At 66.8% G+C, this 19038-nt stretch carries 18 protein-coding genes and 2 pseudogenes; 6 read left to right on the top strand and 14 right to left on the bottom strand.

The annotated features are described in order from the left end of the window. Positions 1–47: 47 nt before the first annotated feature. Positions 48–1069, bottom strand: a pseudogene (locus P1K32_RS05785) (WD40/YVTN/BNR-like repeat-containing protein). A 79-nt stretch (positions 1070–1148) separates the two neighbouring features. Here P1K32_RS05785 and P1K32_RS05780 point away from each other — a divergent pair. Beyond that, complete coding sequence (locus P1K32_RS05780; RefSeq protein WP_276251745.1) at positions 1149–1340, top strand: UPF0175 family protein; 192 nt, start codon at positions 1149–1151, stop codon at positions 1338–1340. A 40-nt stretch (positions 1341–1380) separates the two neighbouring features. On the opposite strand, the gene uvrA is transcribed toward P1K32_RS05780, so the two are convergent. Further along, the gene (uvrA, locus tag P1K32_RS05775; RefSeq protein WP_276251744.1) at positions 1381–4347 is read right to left on the bottom strand and encodes an excinuclease ABC subunit UvrA; all 2967 of its coding nucleotides are present in this window, start codon (positions 4345–4347) and stop codon (positions 1381–1383) included. Between the two features lie 143 nt (positions 4348–4490). Between uvrA and P1K32_RS05770 the strand changes: the two genes are divergently transcribed. Further along, positions 4491–5867: an LVIVD repeat-containing protein gene (locus P1K32_RS05770; RefSeq protein WP_276251743.1), complete on the top strand. Its 1377-nt coding sequence runs from the start codon at positions 4491–4493 to the stop codon at positions 5865–5867. A 3-nt stretch (positions 5868–5870) separates the two neighbouring features. Here P1K32_RS05770 and P1K32_RS05765 read toward each other — a convergent pair. From P1K32_RS05765 to P1K32_RS05755, 3 genes and pseudogenes are all read right to left on the bottom strand, one after another. Further along, positions 5871–7270 (bottom strand): annotated as a pseudogene (locus tag P1K32_RS05765) (ribonuclease FAU-1 family protein). Beyond that, positions 7267–7641 (bottom strand): DUF7532 family protein, encoded by a 375-nt coding sequence (locus tag P1K32_RS05760; protein WP_276251742.1) that lies wholly within the window; start codon positions 7639–7641, stop codon positions 7267–7269. The pseudogene P1K32_RS05765 and the gene P1K32_RS05760 overlap by 4 nt, the downstream one beginning before the upstream one ends. A 532-nt stretch (positions 7642–8173) precedes the next feature. Next, positions 8174–8344 (bottom strand): preprotein translocase subunit Sec61beta, encoded by a 171-nt coding sequence (locus tag P1K32_RS05755; RefSeq protein ID WP_276251741.1) that lies wholly within the window; start codon positions 8342–8344, stop codon positions 8174–8176. Between the two features lie 104 nt (positions 8345–8448). On the opposite strand from P1K32_RS05755, the gene P1K32_RS05750 reads away from it, so the two are divergent. After that, complete coding sequence (locus P1K32_RS05750) at positions 8449–8715, top strand: thioredoxin family protein (RefSeq protein ID WP_276251740.1); 267 nt, start codon at positions 8449–8451, stop codon at positions 8713–8715. Between the two features lie 42 nt (positions 8716–8757). On the opposite strand, the gene fer is transcribed toward P1K32_RS05750, so the two are convergent. The 4 genes from fer to P1K32_RS05730 form a co-directional block, all read right to left on the bottom strand. Next, positions 8758–9444 (bottom strand): ferredoxin Fer, encoded by a 687-nt coding sequence (gene fer, locus P1K32_RS05745; protein ID WP_276251739.1) that lies wholly within the window; start codon positions 9442–9444, stop codon positions 8758–8760. A 646-nt stretch (positions 9445–10090) separates the two neighbouring features. After that, positions 10091–10756: an NADPH-dependent F420 reductase gene (gene npdG, locus P1K32_RS05740; protein WP_276251738.1), complete on the bottom strand. Its 666-nt coding sequence runs from the start codon at positions 10754–10756 to the stop codon at positions 10091–10093. An 83-nt stretch (positions 10757–10839) separates the two neighbouring features. Further along, positions 10840–11700: a TIGR01548 family HAD-type hydrolase gene (locus P1K32_RS05735; RefSeq protein WP_276251737.1), complete on the bottom strand. Its 861-nt coding sequence runs from the start codon at positions 11698–11700 to the stop codon at positions 10840–10842. Between the two features lie 34 nt (positions 11701–11734). Next, on the bottom strand, positions 11735–12133 hold the full coding sequence (locus P1K32_RS05730) for a UPF0146 family protein (protein ID WP_379690896.1): 399 nt from the start codon (positions 12131–12133) through the stop codon (positions 11735–11737). A gap of 39 nt (positions 12134–12172) precedes the next feature. Here P1K32_RS05730 and P1K32_RS05725 point away from each other — a divergent pair, with 39 nt between their 5' ends. Continuing rightward, on the top strand, positions 12173–12694 hold the full coding sequence (locus tag P1K32_RS05725) for an archaemetzincin family Zn-dependent metalloprotease (protein WP_220586345.1): 522 nt from the start codon (positions 12173–12175) through the stop codon (positions 12692–12694). Positions 12695–12768: 74 nt separating this feature from the next. Continuing rightward, the gene (locus P1K32_RS05720; protein ID WP_276251736.1) at positions 12769–12984 is read left to right on the top strand and encodes a hypothetical protein; all 216 of its coding nucleotides are present in this window, start codon (positions 12769–12771) and stop codon (positions 12982–12984) included. 249 nt (positions 12985–13233) lie between these two features. On the opposite strand, the gene P1K32_RS05715 is transcribed toward P1K32_RS05720, so the two are convergent. Next, positions 13234–15072, bottom strand: a complete 1839-nt coding sequence (locus tag P1K32_RS05715) for a ribosome biogenesis/translation initiation ATPase RLI (RefSeq protein ID WP_276251735.1) — start codon at positions 15070–15072, stop codon at positions 13234–13236. Between the two features lies 1 nt (position 15073). Continuing rightward, positions 15074–15370: an EMC6-like membrane protein gene (locus tag P1K32_RS05710; RefSeq protein ID WP_220586349.1), complete on the bottom strand. Its 297-nt coding sequence runs from the start codon at positions 15368–15370 to the stop codon at positions 15074–15076. A 121-nt stretch (positions 15371–15491) separates the two neighbouring features. On the opposite strand from P1K32_RS05710, the gene P1K32_RS05705 reads away from it, so the two are divergent. Next, the gene (locus tag P1K32_RS05705; protein ID WP_276251734.1) at positions 15492–15758 is read left to right on the top strand and encodes a helix-turn-helix domain-containing protein; all 267 of its coding nucleotides are present in this window, start codon (positions 15492–15494) and stop codon (positions 15756–15758) included. A 124-nt stretch (positions 15759–15882) separates the two neighbouring features. Here the strand turns inward: P1K32_RS05705 and P1K32_RS05700 are convergent, their stop codons facing one another. From P1K32_RS05700 to P1K32_RS05690, 3 genes are all read right to left on the bottom strand, one after another. Beyond that, positions 15883–16050, bottom strand: a complete 168-nt coding sequence (locus P1K32_RS05700) for a hypothetical protein (RefSeq protein ID WP_276251733.1) — start codon at positions 16048–16050, stop codon at positions 15883–15885. A gap of 269 nt (positions 16051–16319) precedes the next feature. After that, the gene (locus P1K32_RS05695; protein WP_276251732.1) at positions 16320–18197 is read right to left on the bottom strand and encodes a PINc/VapC family ATPase; all 1878 of its coding nucleotides are present in this window, start codon (positions 18195–18197) and stop codon (positions 16320–16322) included. 68 nt (positions 18198–18265) lie between these two features. Continuing rightward, positions 18266–18982, bottom strand: a complete 717-nt coding sequence (locus tag P1K32_RS05690; RefSeq protein ID WP_276251731.1) for a hypothetical protein — start codon at positions 18980–18982, stop codon at positions 18266–18268. Between the last annotated feature and the right edge of the window lie 56 nt (positions 18983–19038).

Genomic DNA, 19038 nt, shown 5'->3' with positions numbered 1-19038 from the left:
CTGGCGGTCGTGACCACCGCCCCTATCGTCCTGCTCGGCGGGGCGGTCTAGACGACCGCCAGCCCGCGGGGCACCTGGTCGAAAGCGTCGGTCCACCTACCGACCTGCTGCCACGTCACTCCGTCCACTGAGCGAAAGAGCCCGTGGTTCGAAAGCGCCGCGAACCCGTCGCCGTCGGTCGCGAGTACGGCACGCGCGAGTCCGTCCGGCTCGGGCAGCCCGTCCATCGCGGACTCCCACCCCTCGCCCGTCGTCCGGTAGACGTAGCTCTCGCCGGTCGTCGAGTGGGCCGACCGCGCGCCCCGGGCCGCCGAGACCACGACGGTGTCGGGGTCCTCGGGGTGGACCGCCACGCTCCAGACGTACCGGTGGTCGAGGCCGTCCTGCGGGGCTCGCGGCTGGCCGCCGCTCGCGTCGTTCGTCGAGCGGGGCTCGACGCTATTCCACGTCTCGCCGCGGTCCGTCGACAGCGCGTAGCCGTCGCCCGCGGCGGCGTAGACGCGGTCGGGGGCGTCAGGGTGCGTGGCGATGGTGTGGGTGTCGTAGCGGCCGCCCTCGGGGTGGTCTCTCCAGCTCTCGCCGCCGTCTTCGCTCCGGACGAAGGCGCCGGCCTCGATGGCGACGTACAGCTGGTCGGGGTCGTCGGGTGCGACGGCTATCCACCGGACGTGATGCGTGTGGGGCCGCGGCGGGAACGACCATCCCGGGGCCGAGTCGAGGTCGGTGAGCCCCTCGCGTTCGGTCCAGCTGGACCCGCCGTCGGTCGAGCGGTAGACGGCGCTCGGTTCGGTGCCGGCCCACACGACGTCGGGGTCGTGTGGGCTGACGGTGACGCTGGTGACGCGGTCGGCACTTTGCCCGCCGTTCGCGCTCGGGTCGAGGACGCGTTGCCAGCTCTCGCCGCCGTCGATGCTGCGCTGGAGCCCCGCTCGGCGGTGCCGACGAGGACGCGGGACGGGGCGTGTCTGTCGGCCGCGACGCACTCGATGTCGTGCCCGCGGAGTCGCTCGGTCCACTCGCCGTCACCGACGAGCAGACGGTCCGAGAGCGCCGCGTAGTACGTGGGCATGGCTCACTGTTGGGGCGCCCTCGAAAGAAGTGTGTCGTCGCCGAATTTTATCTTCTGTCGGACACATGACTACACACAGATGAGCGACGAGGAAGCAGCGCCTGTCGAGACTGCACTCCAGCGATATCAGGACCGAGAGGTCGGGATGCGCGGCGCGGCTAGACTGGCTGGACTTACTATCTCGGAGATGATGGCAACAGCAGACGAGCGCGGCATCGTTTCGAACTTCGACGAGGACGAGCTGAGCGATGATGTCGACGCGCTTCGATGAGCGACGGAAACAGGGTATCGCGACGGTGTGACGCCGCCGATTAGTCGTCGTCGGCCGCCGGCGTCGCCACGTCCCGCTCGGAACGTGGCCCCTCAAGCTCCACGTCGGGCAGGTGGTCACGCAGGTATCGCCCGGTGTAGGACTCGTCGGTGCGGGCCACGTCCTCCGGCGTGCCCTCGGCGACGAGGTCGCCACCGCCCTCGCCGCCCTCCGGCCCGAGGTCGATGACGTGGTCGGCGTTTTTCACGAGGTCGAGTTCGTGCTCGATGACGACCACGGTGTTGCCGTCGTCGGTCAGCCGATGCAACACGTCGATGAGCTTGCGCTCGTCTTCCGGGTGGAGCCCGGTCGTGGGCTCGTCCAGCAGATACAGCGTCTCGCCGGAGTCTTTCTTGCCCAGCTCCTCGGCGAGTTTCACGCGCTGGGCCTCGCCACCGGAGAGGGTGGTCGAGGGCTGGCCCAGGCGCATGTAGTCCAGCCCGACGTCTTTCAGCAACTGGAGGCGCCGCCGGATGCCGCTGTGGCTCTCGAAGAAGTCGTAGGCCTCCTCGACGCTCATCGAAAGGACGTCGGCGATGGTCTTGCCCCTGTAGGTCACATCGAGGGTCTCGTCGTTGTACCGGGCGCCGTCACACTCCTCGCAGGGGACCTGCACGTCCGAGAGGAAGTTCATGTCGATGGTCACCGTTCCCTGCCCGCCACAGGCCTCACACCGGCCGCCCTTGACGTTGAACGAGAACCGCCCCTTCTCGTAGCCCCGTTGCTTCGAGAGGCTGGTCTCGGCGAACAGCTCGCGGATGTGGTCGAAGACGTTGGTGTACGTCGCCGGGTTCGAGCGGGGCGTGCGGCCGATCGGCGACTGGTCGATGAGTCGCACCGTCTCGATGTTCTCGATACCGTCGATGTCGTCGTGCTCGCCGGGATTGACGTCGGTGTCGTTCATCCGTCGCACGAGGCCCTTATACAGGATATCGTGCATCAGCGTGGACTTCCCGGAGCCCGAGACGCCGGTGATGGCGGTGAAGGTGCCGAGTGGGAACTTGACGTCGACGTCACGGAGGTTGTGCTGGCGGGCGCCCCGCACGGTGAGGTGGTCGCCGTCGCCGTCGCGCCGGTCGTCGGGGACCGGAATCGAGCGCTCGCCGGAGAGGTACTTGCCCGTCACGGACGCCTCTGTCTCCATCAGCGCCTCCTGTGGGCCGTTGACGACGACCTCGCCGCCGCGTTTGCCGGGGCCGGGGCCCATGTCGATGACCTGGTCGGCCCGCCGCATCGTCTCGGTGTCGTGCTCGACGACGATGAGCGTGTTCCCGAGGTCCCGGAGTTCCTCTAAGGTGTTCAGTAGCTTGTCGTTGTCCCGCTGGTGGAGCCCGATGGAGGGCTCGTCCAGCACGTACAGCACCCCGACCAGCCCCGACCCTATCTGGGTGGCCAGGCGGATTCGCTGGCTCTCTCCGCCGGAGAGCGTGGCGGCCTCCCTGTCGAGGGTCAGATACTCCAGGCCCACTTCCTCCATGAACCCGAGTCGGGCGCGAATCTCTTTGAGGATCTCCTCGGCGATTTTCTTATCGCGGGCCGAGAGCTCGCTCTCCAGCCCCTCGAAGTGTGCCAGGGCGTCGCCGATGGACAGCTCGTTGACCTCGGTGATGGCGGTGCCGTCGACCAGCACCGCGCGGGACTCGGCTTTCAGCCGGGTGCCCTCACAGGCCGGACACTCCGTGGTGGCCATGAAGTCCTCGATGTGCTCGCGGGCGCGGTCGGAGTCCGTCTCGACGTGGCGGCGTTCCAGATTCGGGATGACGCCCTCGAAGCGCTCGGTCTTCTCGCGGGTGCCGTTCTTGGTGCGCCACTCGAAGTGGACCAGGTCGTCGGTGCCATAGAGGAACTGCCGCTGGATGGATTCGTCCAGGTCCTCGAACGGTGTCGACAGCGAGACGCCGAAGTGGTCGGCGACGTTGTCCAGCTGCCGGGAGTAGTAGGTCCGGTCGTAGCTCCAGGGCTCGAAGACGTGTTTCAGTGGCTTTGAGAGGTCCCGAATCACCAGGTCCTCGCTGACCTCCTTTGTCTCGCCCAGCCCCTCACACTCCGGACAGGCGCCGTGCGGTGAGTTAAACGAAAAGGAGCGGGTCTCGACCTCGGAGATGTCGATGCCACAGTGCGTGCAGGCCAGCTCCTCGGAGAGTTCGACGACGAGGCGGTCGGCGGTGGATTCGTCGCTCTCGGCGAGGTCCCCGGTCGCGCGGGCCGTCGCGCCGCCCAGCGCCTCGGCGGCGCCCTCGGGCGGGTCCGGCAGGACGACTTTCAGGGTGCCGTCGGCCTCGGTGAGAGCGGTCTCGACGGAGTCGTTGATTCGGGAGCGGGCCTCCGTGCTAATCTTCACGCGGTCGACCACCACGTCGACAGTGTGGTCGTAGTTCTCGTCCAGGTCGGGCTTCTCCATCGCGAGGTCGTACGGTTCGCCGTCGACCTCGACCCGGGAGTACCCCTCGCCGACGAGGTCGTCGAAGAGGTCCTCGAAGGCGCCTTTCTGGTCCCGGACGACGGGGGCACACAGCTTCGCGCGGGTGCCCTCGGGCAGTTCCAGCAGCCGCGTGACCATGTTCTGGGCCGACTGCTCGCCTACCTCGCGGCCACACTCCGGACAGTGCGGGACGCCGACCCGAGCGTACAGCAAGCGGAGGTAGTCGTGTAGCTCGGTGACGGTGCCAACCGTCGAGCGGGGGTTGTTGGCGGCGTTCTTCTGGTCGATACTGATTGCGGGTGAGAGCCCCTCGACGTTCTCGACCTGCGGTTTGTCCATCTGCCCGAGGAAGTTCCGGGCGTACGCCGACAGCGACTCGATGTAGCGCCGTTGCCCCTCGGCGTAAATCGTCTCGAAGGCCAGCGACGACTTTCCCGACCCCGACAGCCCCGTGACGACGGTGAGTTCCTCCCGGGGAATCTCCACGTCGACGTCTTTGAGGTTGTGTTCCTCTGCGCCGGTGACCTCGATGACGTCTTTGCTCATCTATGCCGTCTTCAGGGAATGGAGGCGTGAAACCCTGTCGGTTGCTCGCGCGACCAGCAGTCCGGACCCGATTCGAACCCAAACCGTTTCAGGCAACTCCCCGTCACCGCAACCCTTCTTGCCGTCGCTGCCCACCGGCCGGTATGCGCCGCCGTACCCTCCTGCGCTCGCTCGGTGTCGCTGGCGCCGCCGGGGCTGTCGGCTCGGCCGCCGCCCACCCGCTCCCCACCGACGACGGCGATTCGACCCCTGCGAGCACCCCCACTGGCGGCGAGCCGCTGGGCACGCTTGACCTCTCGGGGGCCCGTGAACTCGTCACCAGCCCGGACGGCCACACCGCCTACGTCGCCACTGGCGACGGCATCGCCGTCGTTGACCTCGTCTCGCCCAGTGCTCCCCGGCTGCTCGCGGAGCGAACCGACCTGCTGGCCGACAGCCCCAACGGGCCGATGCAGGTCGTCCAGGACGCCGCCGTCGTGGACGACCGCCTGCTCGTGGCCGGTCCCGCCAATCCCGTCGACAGCGGCGCCCACGGCGTCGTCGTCTTCGACGTCAGCGACCGGGAGCACCCAGCGCAGGTCGCCGCCGTCGAACTTGACACGCGGGTCCACAACTGCGATTTCGACGGCCGCTACGCCTACGTCACCGCCAACGGCCGCACTGACAGTCCGCTCGTCGTCGTCGACACCGAAACCGACGACGAGGTCGGCTCGTGGTCCCTGCTCGACGCCGACGAGGGGTGGGCAGCGGTCCACCCCGCGCTCCGGCCGCTCCACGACGTCACCGTTCGGGGCGACCGCGCCTATCTGGCCTACTGGGACGCCGGGACGTGGATTCTCGACGTGAGCGACCCCGCCGATATCTCGCTGGTCTCCCGCGTTCGGGGCCGGGACCGCGAGACGCTCGCGGCCGTGTCCGATCCGGGGACCGAGCGCACCGAACCGCCGGGTAACGACCACTTCGTCACGGTCGACGAGGGCGCGACGCTGCTCGCTGTCGGCGGGGAGTCCTGGGCCGCGAGCGAGGACAGCGACGGCGGGCCCAGCGGTATCGAGCTGTTCGACATCAGTGACCCCCAGTCACCCGAGTCGCTTTCCACCATTGACCCCCCACCGACGAATGACCCCACGCGGGGCGGCGTATTGACGACCGCACACAACTTCGAACTCACGGGCGGCCGGCTCTACTCGGCGTGGTATCAGGGCGGCGTCCGTGTCCACGACCTGCGAGAGCCGAGCGAACCCCGACAGATATTCCGGTGGCGCGACTCCGAGACGACGTCGTTCTGGACGGCCCAGCGGGCCGCCGGTTGCTTCGTGGCCACGAGTACGGCCGCCCTGGACGACAGCGTCACGCCCGGCGTCTACACCTTCCCCGACCCCGCCGCGGACGCGCCGGCCCGGACGCCCACACCGACCGACGGCGGGCTCCTCGGCGTGACCGGCGACGGGTTCGGTATCGCCGGGGCGCTGGCCGCAATCGGACTTGGAGCGTGGCGGCTGGGCCGGCGGCGCAGATAGCAGCTACGACAGTGCGCTCGCGACTGCCGCGGCCACGCTCCGGGCGCGCTCGGCCAGTTCATCGGGGACGTCACCCGCCTCGACGGCGGCGTCGAGTTCGTCGTCGTCGACGCGTTCGACCCGGCCGTCGGCGTGTTTCAGCACGTCGACGTGGAGGTCGACGTAGCGGGCGGTGTCCGGGAATATCTCGACGGGCGTGCAGACGTTGACGTAGGTGCCCTTCTTCTCGCCCTCGCTGTCGCGGTACACCGTCGGATACCACCACCGCCCTTCCTTCAGTTTGGTTTCGGCCACGTCGCCGGCCTCCTTCGGGACGCCCAGACCGTCGTACTCGCCGCCGGCACGCATCTCGCGCTCGACGGTGACGGTGCCGTCGGCGTCGACCTGCTGGACGTCCGCCCGGCCCAGCGTGATGAGCCGCCCGTCCGGTTTCCCGTGGCCCAGCCGTAGCGTGTCACCGGCCTGCGGGCCGAACTGCCGCGCGGTGACGGCGAAGGGGAAGTCGGTCTCGGCGCCGGCGCCGGGCTCCGCACACAGCGCCTCGACGTAGTCGACCGCCGCGCTGCGCTGTTCGAGCCCGCCTTCACGCGGTGGTGGCCCGCCATCGTCGTCGTCACGTCGCGGCGTCGCTCGTCGAGCGCGAAGCGGCTCTCCCGACCGAACCACACCCACGTCGTCGCGCCGCCGTCGAACTGTCGAGCAGGGGCGGCGTCTTCGGGGTCGTCGGCGCCCGCCAGCGCGTCGTCGATGGCCGCCGCCCGTTCGTTGGCCACCTCGAGCGCATCGGCGATGGCGTCAAAGCCCGCCTCGTCGCTTGCTCGTCCCCACGAGACGCCCCACCCCTCGCGCGGGTCGGCCGAAATCACGTCGAGCATCGCCGGGCCCGATGCCGTCGCACTCGTCGACCCGCCCCGAACCAGGGTCAGAAGCTCGCCCCGAACGGCGGCGGTCGTATCGAGCACCGCGCGGCCGTCGGTCCAGGGTGCGCCCCCTTCGATGACCTGCACCCGCAGGCGGTCGCCGGTCTCGACGCGCTCGTCGCTGTTCGAGTACGGCAGGAACCCCTCGCCGTCGCCGCAGTCGACGACGGCGCCGCTAGAAAGTGTCTCCGTGACTTCGCCGGCGTAGACCGCTCGGACCGGGAGCGGGTCGGCCCACGACAGCGTGTCCCGGCCCAGCCCTCGGAGTTCCGTAACGACCCGCTTGACTGTCTCGCGGTCGCCGCTGACGCCCACGCCCTGTCGGTCGTCGGTCGTCGTGACGGCAGCGCCGGCCCGTTCGACCGGGAACTCGGTGTCGAAGCGCTCCTCGATAGGGCCGGAGGCCTGCACCACGTCGACGCCAGCGTCGGAGAGTAGCCGGGTCAGCGCCGTCGCGTAGATGCCCCTGACCCGGACGCTCATAGGGCGTCCTCGTCGGCGGCAAAGCGGACCCGGCCGTCTACGGTGGGCCCGAGCGTCAGCTCGACTTTCTCGTCGGTGAGTACGCGCCCGCCCTCGACGGGGACGCCCCACGTGTCGAAGCGGACGTACCCCCGGATGTCGTCGGCGTGGGTGTACAGGTCCACGTAGTCGAGACTGTGTTCCTGGATCTCGCTACTGCTGTGGGCGATATCCATATCCGAGTAGACGGTGTCCATATCCGCAAAGAACGCTTCGAGGTCGTCGGCGGCCTGTTTCGTGGCTCCGACCACGGCCGCCGAGGCGGCCTCGATGGTCTCCTGGTCGAGTCCCACGTCCCGAAGCGCGGCCTGTTCGCGCTGTGTGAAGTGCATACCTGCCAATTGTCGTGTGATAAATTAAGCCACGTGGAGTTCGTGTGGTCAGTCGGGGTCGTTACCGCTGGCGTTCGACCGGTTGTAAACAGCCAGAAAGCCCCCACGCTCTCGACTCGCGCGGCTCGCTGCGCTCCTCAGCCGCTGGCTTGCGGTGCTTGCGTCGCCGGGCTTCGTCGAGAGTGCGGCCCCTTTCAGTCCCACCCGTGCCGGTTGGTTAAACAGCGCCGGGGTGGGACCGAAAGAGGCGGTTCGCTCCGGGAAGACGGCTGACACAAGCACTGGACCGAACGGAGTGAGCGAAGTCGTTCGAAAGGCGCGTGGCGCCTTTCGTGATGAGCGTGGGACTCGCAGAGTCCCACGAACCTGCGAACGGGCCTCCGACCCGTGAGCAGATGACGAGAGAGATTTGCTCTCTCGAACCACGCGCAGCGAAGCCCTCGACCGAAGCGAACCGGGGCTTTCTGGCTCTCGGCAGTCCTCACTGAGTCACCAGTAAAACAGCTCGTATCGGCGAAAAAAGCGTCTCCTTCTACAGCCCGCCAGTCTGAAGCATCGCGTTCAGAATCAGCACGAGCGCGCCAAAGAGGACGCCGAAGGCGACGATGGTTCGCGGGTCGATGCGGATGGTGTTCTGGTCTTCGGCGTCGAAGTACCGGACGAGGCCGGCACTGGACATCAGTCCGCCGCTGTCGCTGCTCATGGGCGCTTCTCATCACCCATCCCGAGTAAGCCTTTCGGCTTCGCTCGCGCCGTACCCGTATGGACAATCCTTATCTGATACCACAGTCTAGGCTGAGAAGAACCATGGCTGTCACGCTCAAGGACTTCTACGCCGATTGGTGCGGCCCCTGCAAGACGCAAGACCCCATCCTCGAAGATCTCGAGGAAGAGTGGGGCGACGTCGAGTTCGAGAAGATCAACGTCGACGAGGAACAGGACGTGGCCAACGAGTACCAGGTCCGCTCGCTCCCGACGCTCGTCGTCGAGAACGACGACGGCATCGTCGAGCGCTTCGTCGGCGTCACGCAGGCCGACGACATCGAGGACGCGCTGACGCAGGCCTCGGCGTAGCCGTCTTAGGATTTTATCGGCGCTGTCCCCGACAGCGGCCGCTCAGTCCGTCGACGACGCCTCGAACCGGCTCGCCGGCAGCAGGAGGTCCTGCACCGCGGGCAGATGCTTCACGTTGTAGACGATTTTCGCGTCCGTCTCGGGCGCGACGATACAGGAGAGACGAATCCCGCGGTCGTGGAGTTCCTTCGGCAGAATGTGACTCGACGGCGATGGCATCTCCCCCTCGACGACGGCGACGGCGCAGTTCGTACAGGCGCCCCCGCGACAGGCGAAGGGCCAGGCGTACCCCTGGCGTTCGGCGGCCTCAAGCAGCGACTCGCTGTCTCTGACGTAGAACTCGCCGTAATCCTCGGGCGCGAGGCCGCCATCGGCCGCCTTCTCGAAGAGGTCGTCGTCGGTCAGCTCCCACAGCCGGTCGGCCATCACCTCGTAGTTCAGGTACTCCACCTTGACGCCCTCCGGCTCCGGGGGCTGTTCGGGCTCAGTCGTCCCATCGGCAGCGTCGGTCCCCGCGTCCGGGTCGCCGGCGATGTCGTCCTCCGGAACTGCGTCCCCGGGCTCCCAGCCGTTCTCGATGCGTTCGAAGGCGGTCTTCACCGCCAGAAACGCCTCCGTCGACCCGCCCTGGTCGGGGTGGGTCTCCTTGACGCGCTCCCGATAGGCATCGACTATCTCGGCCTCGTCCGCGTCGGGGTCGACGCCGAGTATCTCGTATGGGGACGCCACAGTCGCACGTAGGGTTGGGTCGTCAAAAGCAGTGTGCAATCGACCCAAATTGCGGCTAGGAAACGATGGACCTGCTTTTGTGAACGCTACTGCAGCGGTGCGGGAGAGCCAGAAAGCCCCCGCGCTCTCGACTCGCGCGGCTCGTTGCGCGCTTCGCTCACTTCGTTCGCTCCAGTGCTTACTTCGTCCTCAGAAATCGAAGATTTCTGATGGGCTGCGCAAGAGCTTCGCTCTTGCGAACGCCGTGCTTCGTCGAGAGCGCGGCCCCTTTCAGTCCCACCCAAGTCGGCTGGTCAACCGGCTACGGGCGGGACTGAAAGGGGCGACTGGCTCCGGGAAGGTGGACGACGCAAGCACCGCAAGGAGCGAAGCGACTGAGGAGCGCAGCGAGGCCCCCGACCGGAGCCAGTCGGGGCTTTCTGGCTGTTTGCGGTCTACTATGCAGCAATCGCTCACGGGGCTTTCTGGCTGTTTGCGGTCTACTATGCAGCAATCGCTCACGGGGCTTTCTGGCTGTTTGCGGTCTACTATGCAGCAATCGCTCACGGGGCTTTCTGGCTGTTTGCGGTCTACTATGCAGCAATCGCTCACGGGGCTTTCTGGCTGTTAGCAACCGATACCACCGCAAAAGACACTCCAGCTATTGCTACCGAAACTGAACGCCTAAATCATGCAGGCCGTCGTTGTGGCGGGCGACGTTGATGAGCAGCGGCGTGAGTCCCTCCACCTCGGCGGCGTTGGCGAGCGGACCGCCGTCCAGCGCTCGCAGGCCCTCGATGCCCTCGGCGAGTTCCGACACTGTGGCTTTCGCGTCTCTGTCGTCGCCGACGACGATGGTGTCCCAGTCCAGGTCGGCTTCGAGGTCGGCCAGTCGGCCGGCCGCGAGGTTGTGGAACGCACCGACGACCGGCGTGTCCTCGGGGGCCGCTTTGGCGGCGAGCTGGGTGACGCTGCCGACGCCGGGGCGGTTGTAGTGGAAGCCGTCCTCGTCGCGTTTCATGCCGACGGCGGGCGAGACGAGGATGGCGTCGCCGAGCTCGTCGGCGACGGCCTCGACGGTGTCCGTGAGGTGGTAGGCCGGCACCGCTGTCACGACGACGTCCGCCTGCGCGGCGGCTTCGACGTTTTCTAGCCCCGCGATATCGGCCTCGCGACCGCGGCTGTCGAGTTCGGCTTCGTACTCCTCGGCTTTCGCCGCGGCCTTGTCGGCCTCTCGCGAGCCGACGATGACCGTATGGTTCGTATCGTCCGCCCACCGCAGGGCGAGTCCTTCGCCGATATCGCCGGTGCCGCCGAGTAACGCGATGTCCATATGCAGGCGTAGGGCGAACTGCGAATAAGCGTTGTGCGACCGGACGTGCTTGCCGTCCCCTTTCGATGGTGGCAGCCCGCTCCTCACTCCAGCAGTTCGGGCAGGTCCTCGACGCTCTCGACGACTGCGCTGGCCCCGGCGCTCGCGTAGGTCGCTCGGCCGTCCTCGCCGGTGAGTCCACCAGTGAGGACGCCGACGCCGTAGTACACTCGGTCCGGGTCCTCGTCGTCGGCGTTGACGGCGGTCTGGATGTCGTCCAGCGTGTCGCCAACGAAGGCGACCCGTTGTGCGTCGAATCGTTCGGCCAGCGTCAGCAGGGCGTGGGGGTGGGGTTTCCCCTGCTCCCAGTCGTCCATGGTAAAGCGGTGCTCGTCAGGGATATCCAGTCCCACCCGCTCCATCGCGATGTCGGCCTCCGCGGCGGGGCGGCCGGTGACGACGCCGACCTGGTAGCCTCGCTTGAGGGCATCGAGCGTCGCCTCGCTGACCAGTTTCGGCTCGTCGTTGATGTAGCCCGGCGCGTCGAAGGCGGGTTCGCCGCCCTCCAGGTCCCGATACAGCTCGCTCCCGAGATACAGCGTCTGGAACACCTCGCGGAGGCCCCTGGGGTCCCACGCGTCGAGGACCGCCTCTGCGTTCTCTTCCAGCAGCTCCCGGACGACAGATTTCGCCGCGTCGAGGCCGCCGCCGGCCTCGGCGATGGCGTCGGTAAAGCCCGCCACGTCCACGTCGGTCTCTCGCGAGGCCAGCACGAACAGCGCCGCCGCGTCGGTCAGTTCCCAGTCGTTGTTGAACCCGCCGGCGTTCTTGAACCGCTGGATATCCTCTTTCGCGATGGTGTCGCCGTACACCCGCTCGACGGACTCGACGATGGCCCGTCGGTACGAATCGGCCACGTCCACCAGCACCCCGTCGATATCCAGCACGACAGCGTCGACTTGCATACCCGGACCTCCGCGCGCTCGTTCAAGCCGCTTGCTATCCGGGCTCGGCCGTCGCTCGGTACAGCACCACGCCGCCGGGCAGTTGCTCGGGCTCGGCCGGCACGACGACCGGGTCGCCGCCCAGCGTGGTGAACCAGCAGGCGGCGTCGGCCCGCCGCGCCACGTCCCGGACGGGCCGCTGGAGTTCGGGCGGCAGGTTGCGAGCGAAGACGACGTCTGCCCCCTCGTAGACCGACAGCGTCGGCTCGGTCACGTCGTCGCGGACGAAGGAAACGAGTTCGGGGACCGACCGCTCGCGGATATCGGTCGCGGTCACGTCGACGCCTCGCTCGGCCAGCCCGGCGGCGACGTCGGACCGGTTGCCGACGCCGACCTCGACGACGGAATCGGCCTCGGAGAGTCGGGTAACGAGCGCGGTCACGGGCGCTGTCACGGCGGGAAACTTATGGCCCGGTGGCGTTTATGGGTTCCCATGCACGTCGACATCGTACCGGTGGGCGAGGTCTCCAGCCTCGTAAAGCGGGAGGCCTCGGAGGGCCTCCGTGAGACATACGACTGCGAGGTCTCCATGCACGAACCGCAGTCAGTCCCCGCCGGTGCGTACCACAGCGACCGCGACCAGTACCGGGCCGAGGAGTTCATCGACCTCGCGCGACGGGTCGGCTCGGGCGATAAGAACATCGCTATCACCCCGAAAGACCTCTTCTACCGTCGTCGGAACTACGTCTTTGGTCTCGCATACCTCAGCGGCTCCGGCAGCGTTATCTCGACGTACCGGCTCCAGACCTCCTCTGACGGCGGCTTCTCGAACCAGTCGGCAAGCGACATCTTCTCTGCCCGTGTGCGAAAGGAGGTCGTCCACGAGATCGGCCACACGCTCGGGCTCGAACACTGTGACAACAAGCGCTGTGTGATGAACTTCTCCCCGACGGTGCGACAGGTCGACGTCAAAGAGCCCTCGCTGTGTGGCTCCTGCCAGCGAACCGTCCTGTAGAACCGCCCGACGTCGACTGTCCTAACGAGTTAGGTGGTGTTGCTATGGGCCCGTAGTCTGTAGTACCTATTGCGATGAGCACGAGTCAGTCACGCGACCGAATTGCAGAGCTCGGTGACATCTTCGTCGCAGTCACTGGCGACGAATCGGTCACCGAAACACAGTCGGGGGACTCCCCTGACAGGGAGCTCCGGCCCGACGAGGAGTTCGACCCCGACGAGGTCGCTGACGGACTCGACGATGCCGTCGCCGGTTCCGAGACCGGCGATACGAGTGACCCGGCTGCCTAGGCCGCACCGGCGCCTCCATGTGTTCTCCACCACCTTTTTCGTCGTTTGGTGCGCTCACCCCGTTCGCGCACCACGCCTCGAAAAACGTGGGCGAAAAAGGCGCGAATCGCCATTGGCGATTCGCGTGAAACCGCTCGCCTTCGGCGAGCGGTACGTTCGACCCTGTAGCTCATACGAATTGGTGTCGCTGTTTACCGGTCCCCATCCAAACTGGGGTGCCGATGCGGTGAGAGACTACATCAAGCCGTCTCAGTTCTCGTCGGGCGCGTAGTAGTACTCGCCGGCCTTCTTCTGTTTCCGGTCGAGCTGTGAGTCGGGCTTGTTGATGCGGGGTCGGGAGGTGCGCTCGTCCCGGCGGAAGGTGATATCGAGGTTGGCGAGGAACTCGTTCATCCCCTCGCGCATCCCCTGTGGCGGGGCCGCGTGGCCGGATTTGGCGGGCTCGCCGTCGAAGACGAGCAGTCGGTCGGCAAGCAGGTCTATCATGTAGATGTCGTGGTCGATGACCAGCGCCGTCGCGTCGTGGTTCTCGGCGTACCTGCGGATGGCCGAGGTGGCCAGCACCCGCTGTTCGACGTCCAGGTGGGCCGAGGGCTCGTCGAGCAGGTAGAGGTCGGCGTCCTTCGAGAGGCAAGCCGCGATGGCCACGCGCTGGCGTTCCCCGCCCGAGAGGTCGGTGAGCTGCTGTTCCATCACCGCGTCCAGCTGGAGTGGGTCGGCGATCTCGGTGGTCCAGTAGGAGCTGCCGAAGTCGTCGGTGATCGAGGAGAGGAAGGCGTCGACCCGCATCGGCTGGTCTATCTCGATGTACTGCGGCTTGTAGGCGATGTCGAGCCGGCTGTCGACGTCGCCGCTGGTGGGTTCGAGCCGGCCGGCCAGCATCTTCGCGAACGTGGACTTCCCGATACCGTTGGGCCCAACCACACCGAGCACTTCGCTCTCGCGGATGGTGCCGGCCTCGACGTCGAGGCTGAACTCCCCGTCGCCGTAGGACTTGGTGAGGTCGGGGTACTCGATGACCACGTCGCCCGTCGACCCGGGCCGGGGGGCGTGTTCCTCGAACTGAATCTCCGTCTGGCGGATGCGCATGTTCTCGTTCTCGAGGAAGCCAGAGAGGTACTGGTTGATGCCCTTCTTGGTCGATTTGGGCGGCGTGATGATACCGAACGCCCCGGGCGACCCGTAGGCGACGTTGATGTTGTCCGCAAGCAGGTCCAGGATGGCGAGGTCGTGCTCGACGACGAGCATCGACCGGTCGCCCTCCTCGGCGAGCTCCCGAATCAGGCGAGCGGCGGTCATCCGCTGGCCGATGTCCAGATAGGGCGTAATCTCGTCGAGGAAGTAGAAATCCGCGTCTCTCGCGAGGGTCGCGACCAGCGCGACCCGCTGGAGCTCCCCGCCGGAGAGGTCGTCGATGTGGTTGTCGACGACCGGGCGGATACCGGTCCGGTCGATGAGCTCGTCCAGGGCGCCCCGCTCGTCGGTCTGTTCGAGCAACTGCATCGCCGGCCCGTCGAACTGGTCGGGGATGCGGTCGACGTACTGGGGTTTCCGGGCGACGGTCACGTCGCCGTCGCGCATCTGTTCGAGGTAGTCCTGCAAGGCGGTGCCCCGATACTCCTCGAGAACCTCGTCCCAGCTTGGCTCGGTGCCGTACTGGCCCAGATTGGGCGCCATCTCGTCGGCGAGGATGCGGACGGCGGTGGTCTTCCCGATACCGTTCGGCCCGAGGATGCCGGTGACCTGTCCCTCCGCCGGCGACGGGAGCCCGTACAGCGCGAAGGCGTTCTCGCCGTAGCGGTGGACGGGGTCGTCGTCCAGTTCCTGTGGGAGGTTGATAATCTCGATGGCGTCGAACGGGCACTTGTTGACACAGATACCACAGCTCTCGCCCAGACAGATCTCCTCGGAGATTCGGACCTGGTCGGGCTTGCCCTCGAACTCCTCGTCCTCTTCGTAGGTGTCGCCCCGTTTGACGATACACTCTTTCCCGCTCCGGTTGGGCGGGCAGTAGTTCATACACTCGTAGTTACAGCGGTCGGGTTGGCACCGCTCCAGGTCGACCACTGCGATGCTGTCGTCGGCCATCTCAGGCCCCCGCAGTCAGCAGGATTCCCCACGACACGAACCACAGCGCGAAGGTCATGAAGGAGATGTAGAGGTAGTCTTTCCCCGAGAAGTCGTCGTCAAGGATACCGATACCCCGCAACAGCGGGAGCTGCACGAAGATGGCGGCGAGGACGACGACCAGCGCGAGCGTGTCGGTCGCACCGCTCGCCACGGCGTTCGATACGAACGCCGCGGCGATGCCGGCGATCGCCGTTATCGTCGTGACAGTGAGCCCCCGCATGTGGGAACTCATTCCGTCCGCCGATTCCGTAGCCATACCCACAGTTCGACGACCCGCCACCAAAAGGGGCGCGGTTCCGGGCCAGAACCTGCGTGAGCGTGCGTCTGGCGCAGCCACTCCTCAATCTTTATGCATCCGGCGACATTCGTTGGAGCTAATGACGGAAACCGATGGCGAGGGTATCTCGGATCTCCCACCCAGCGCGAAGCTCGTCTACAAGGTACTGGAGTACGACGGGCCGCTGACACAGAAAGGCATCGTCGAGGAGTCGATGCTCTCGGCACGCACGGTCCGGTATGCGCTCGAACGACTCGACGAGGTCGGCGTTATCGAGGAAGACGTCTACTTCGCGGACGCCCGACAGAACCTCTACGAACTGAACGAGTCGCCGGCCGAACAGGCCGACCCCGCCATCTCGGACTGACTCTCCTATCGCTTTCCGTCCGAACAGGCCGGACAGCTTCGCCGGTCGCCGTACCGTTGCCCACAGAACCCACAGCCACGGCCCGAGCGGTTCCTGAGCGACGCCCGAATTGCCCGGCGGACGCTCATGCCAGCTCACCGCAGGACCGACAGCGGGCTCGGTTGGCGGCCGGGTCGTACGCCAGCGCGATTTCGGTACAGTGGCGACAGTAGCGGTCGCTCGTCATCGCCGAGGTGTCCGGCCCAGCCGAGGGAACGGTCGATTCGACGGTACGTGATTCGTTGACTGCCATGTCAACAACAACCACGGAGTAGTACAAAAGTGCTGTGGACATACGTCTGGGAATGTCCTTATATTCTATTGCTATCTATGGGTATAGCGCAATTTATCGCTAGATTCGGCTACTTATATACGTGTTTGTGAAAAAACTTCGAGTAAAAAACAGGGATTACTCCCTGGTCGTGACGGAGTCTGACGGGCAGCGAGACAGCGGCCACTCGGTGGTTCGACGAACCAATGGTTGATGCCCGACGCTGCGACGGGACGAAGGAATTCCCGGCGCTACGACGGAACGACGGTAATGGTACTGCCGCGGTCGATAGCTCGCTCCAGTTCCTCGGCGATGCCGGAGCCACGGGAGACCTGAATTTCGCCACCGCGACTCACTGTCGCCGTAAAGAGGTACTCCCCGTCGGCCTGCACCTCGACGGTGTCGCCGGCGTGGCCGTTGAGCGGAATCATCACGTGCCGGGAGGTGACCTCTGGCTGGACGATTTCGCCCTGCTGGCCGCCGCTGTCTTTCTGGGGCCCGCCGGAGGGACCCGTCGGCTTCTCGTCTAACGTGCGCACGTCGATGTCGATACCCAGGCGATTCTCCACGTCGGTGATGCGGCCCCCGCCCTTCCCGATGACCTGCGGGATGTCGTCCTCTTCGACCCAGACGACGGCGTTGTTGGGACCGCGGAGTTCCACGTCCACGTGCCCGCGGGCGATGGAGCGGATCTCGCGTTCGACCTCCTGTTTCGCGAGGCGGTCGACGCCCGAATCCTGTTCGTCCTCGTCCTCGTTGAGCGGGACGGTGACGACCTGGCGGTTGAAGGTGTATATCTCGTACTCGGGCTGGCCGGTCTCGAAGTCACGGACGACGATGACCGGGCGCGCGAGGTCCTCCTCCATCAGGCCGTGGGGGACCTTGACCTCGGTCTTGACGTCGTAGACGGTGTGGACCTGCCCGGCCTCGATGTAGACGACGGTGTCGACTATCTGGGGGATGAGTCCCAGTTCCACGCGGCCGATGAGCCGCTGGAGGGCGTCGACGGCCCGGGTGGCGTGGACGACCCCGACCATCCCGACGCCGGCGAGTCGCATGTCGGCAAAGACCTCGAAGTCGTCGGTCTTCCTGACCTCGTCGTAGATGGTGTAGTCGGGCCGGACCATCAGCAGCGAGTCGGCGGTCTTCTCCATTGAGCCCCCCAGCGCCGTATACTGGGTGATATCCGGACCGACCTGGAGGTCCCGCGGTTTCTCCATCGTCTTGACGGAGTAGTCCGAATCGACGAGGAACTCCCCGACGGCCTGGGCGAAGGTGGACTTGCCGGCACCGGGCGAGCCGGCGATGAGGACGCCGCGCTGGTGCTCGGTGAACCGATTCCGGAGCTCGTCGGCGTGTTCGTAGTCGTCGAGGTCGGTCTTGACGATGGGTCGGACGGCGGTAATCTCCCGGGCGTCGGAAAAAGGCGGCCGGGCGATGGCGATACGCATATCGCGGAACTGGACGATGCTCATCCCCGGCTCGTCGAGTTCGAGGAAGCCATCGGCGGAGTCCCGGGCCGCGTCGAGGACGTCCTCGGCGTACTCGCGGAGTTCGTCCTCGGTGGCGGTTGTATCGCGGATAGGCTGGTAGTGCATATCCCCGATGGACCCCTTCTTTGCGTAGGGTTTGACGCCCACTTTGAGGTGGACGCTCATCGTCCCCTCGTCGAAGAAGTTCTCTATCTTCAGTCGGTCGACGGTCCGACCTCGCGGCTCGATGTACTCCACGTCGAGCCCCTTCGCGCGGGCGACCTCCGCCTGCACGTCGTCGCTGGTGACCAGCGTGGCCCCGCGGTCACCGGCGATGTCGCGAATGAGCGCGTCGATTTCGCCCTCGCCGGCGTCGCGCTTCTCGACGGCGTCGGGCCGCCGGCCGACGTACTCCACGTCGATGGTGCCGTCGTCGGCCAGTTCGACCAGCGCCTGCAGCTCTTCGAGTCCCTCCCAGCCGGTTTCCCGGCCGTCGTTGGCCTGTGCTTCGAGCTCGCCGACGACCGCCTCGGGGACGACGACCGTCGCGCCCGCAAAGCCCAGCCCGTCGACCTCGCTGTCGGCGTCGGCATCTGCGGCAACCTGTGTGGACACGCGGCCGTCGATGACCACGCTCGTGTCCGGGACGATTTCCATACCTGGGGTTTGTCGCAGGCGTTGAAAAGGGTGTGGAGTCGGTACGGCAGCGCTAGCCGGCCCGTGACCTAGACGAGCACGGTGGCCCCGTCGAGCAGCAAGGACCCGGCCAGCGCGGCGATGGCGACGCCGGCGACGAGTCTCGCCCCGGCGTGGACCCGCCCGTTCCACGTCTTCGTGGCGCCGAAAACGGTCCCAGCTCCGGCCCCGATGGCGCTCATCGTCGCGGTGATGGCCACGCCGTAGGTGAGGACGGCCAGCGCGACGACGCCGCCCCCGTAGTCGGGAAAGAGCGTCGCCGCGAAGACCATCATCGACACCGGCGGCGAGAGGGTAAACAGTGCGCCGACGAGACCGGTCTTGAGATAGGCGACGGTGCTGTGGCCGTGGTCGGCGTCGCCCCCGGGGAGGGTCACCCCGAGGTGCGGGTGGCTGTGGCGTCGGTCGCCGTGGTCGTGCTCGTCGGTCCGAATCACCGCTCGCAGGCCCCCGACCGCCATCGCGACCCCGAGCAGACCGAGGACGACGCCGACCCCGACGGTCCCCACGGCGTCGAAGACCGGCGGGAACGACGTCTGCCCGAGCGCGAGCCAGGCCAGCCCGAGCCACGCGACCACCAGGGCGACGTGGCCGAGACTGAAACACGCGCCCGCCAGCGCCGAGAGCCGGGAGTCGCCGTACTCGCCGGTCAGGGACGCGATACCGGCGACGTGGTCGGGTTCGACGGCGTGGGTCACGCCGAGCAACCCCGCGGTGGTTACCGCGGCGACGACGGTGGCAGTCATTACCCACAGGTCGGCGGTGACCGCCCTGAAGCTTTCCGTTCAGCGGGCCCGACTGA

Origin of the sequence: Haloarcula rara, from assembly GCF_029338235.1 — an archaeon.
Taxonomy (GTDB): Archaea; Halobacteriota; Halobacteria; order Halobacteriales; family Haloarculaceae; genus Haloarcula; species Haloarcula rara.
This window is presented reverse-complemented; position numbering and strand designations above follow the sequence as displayed.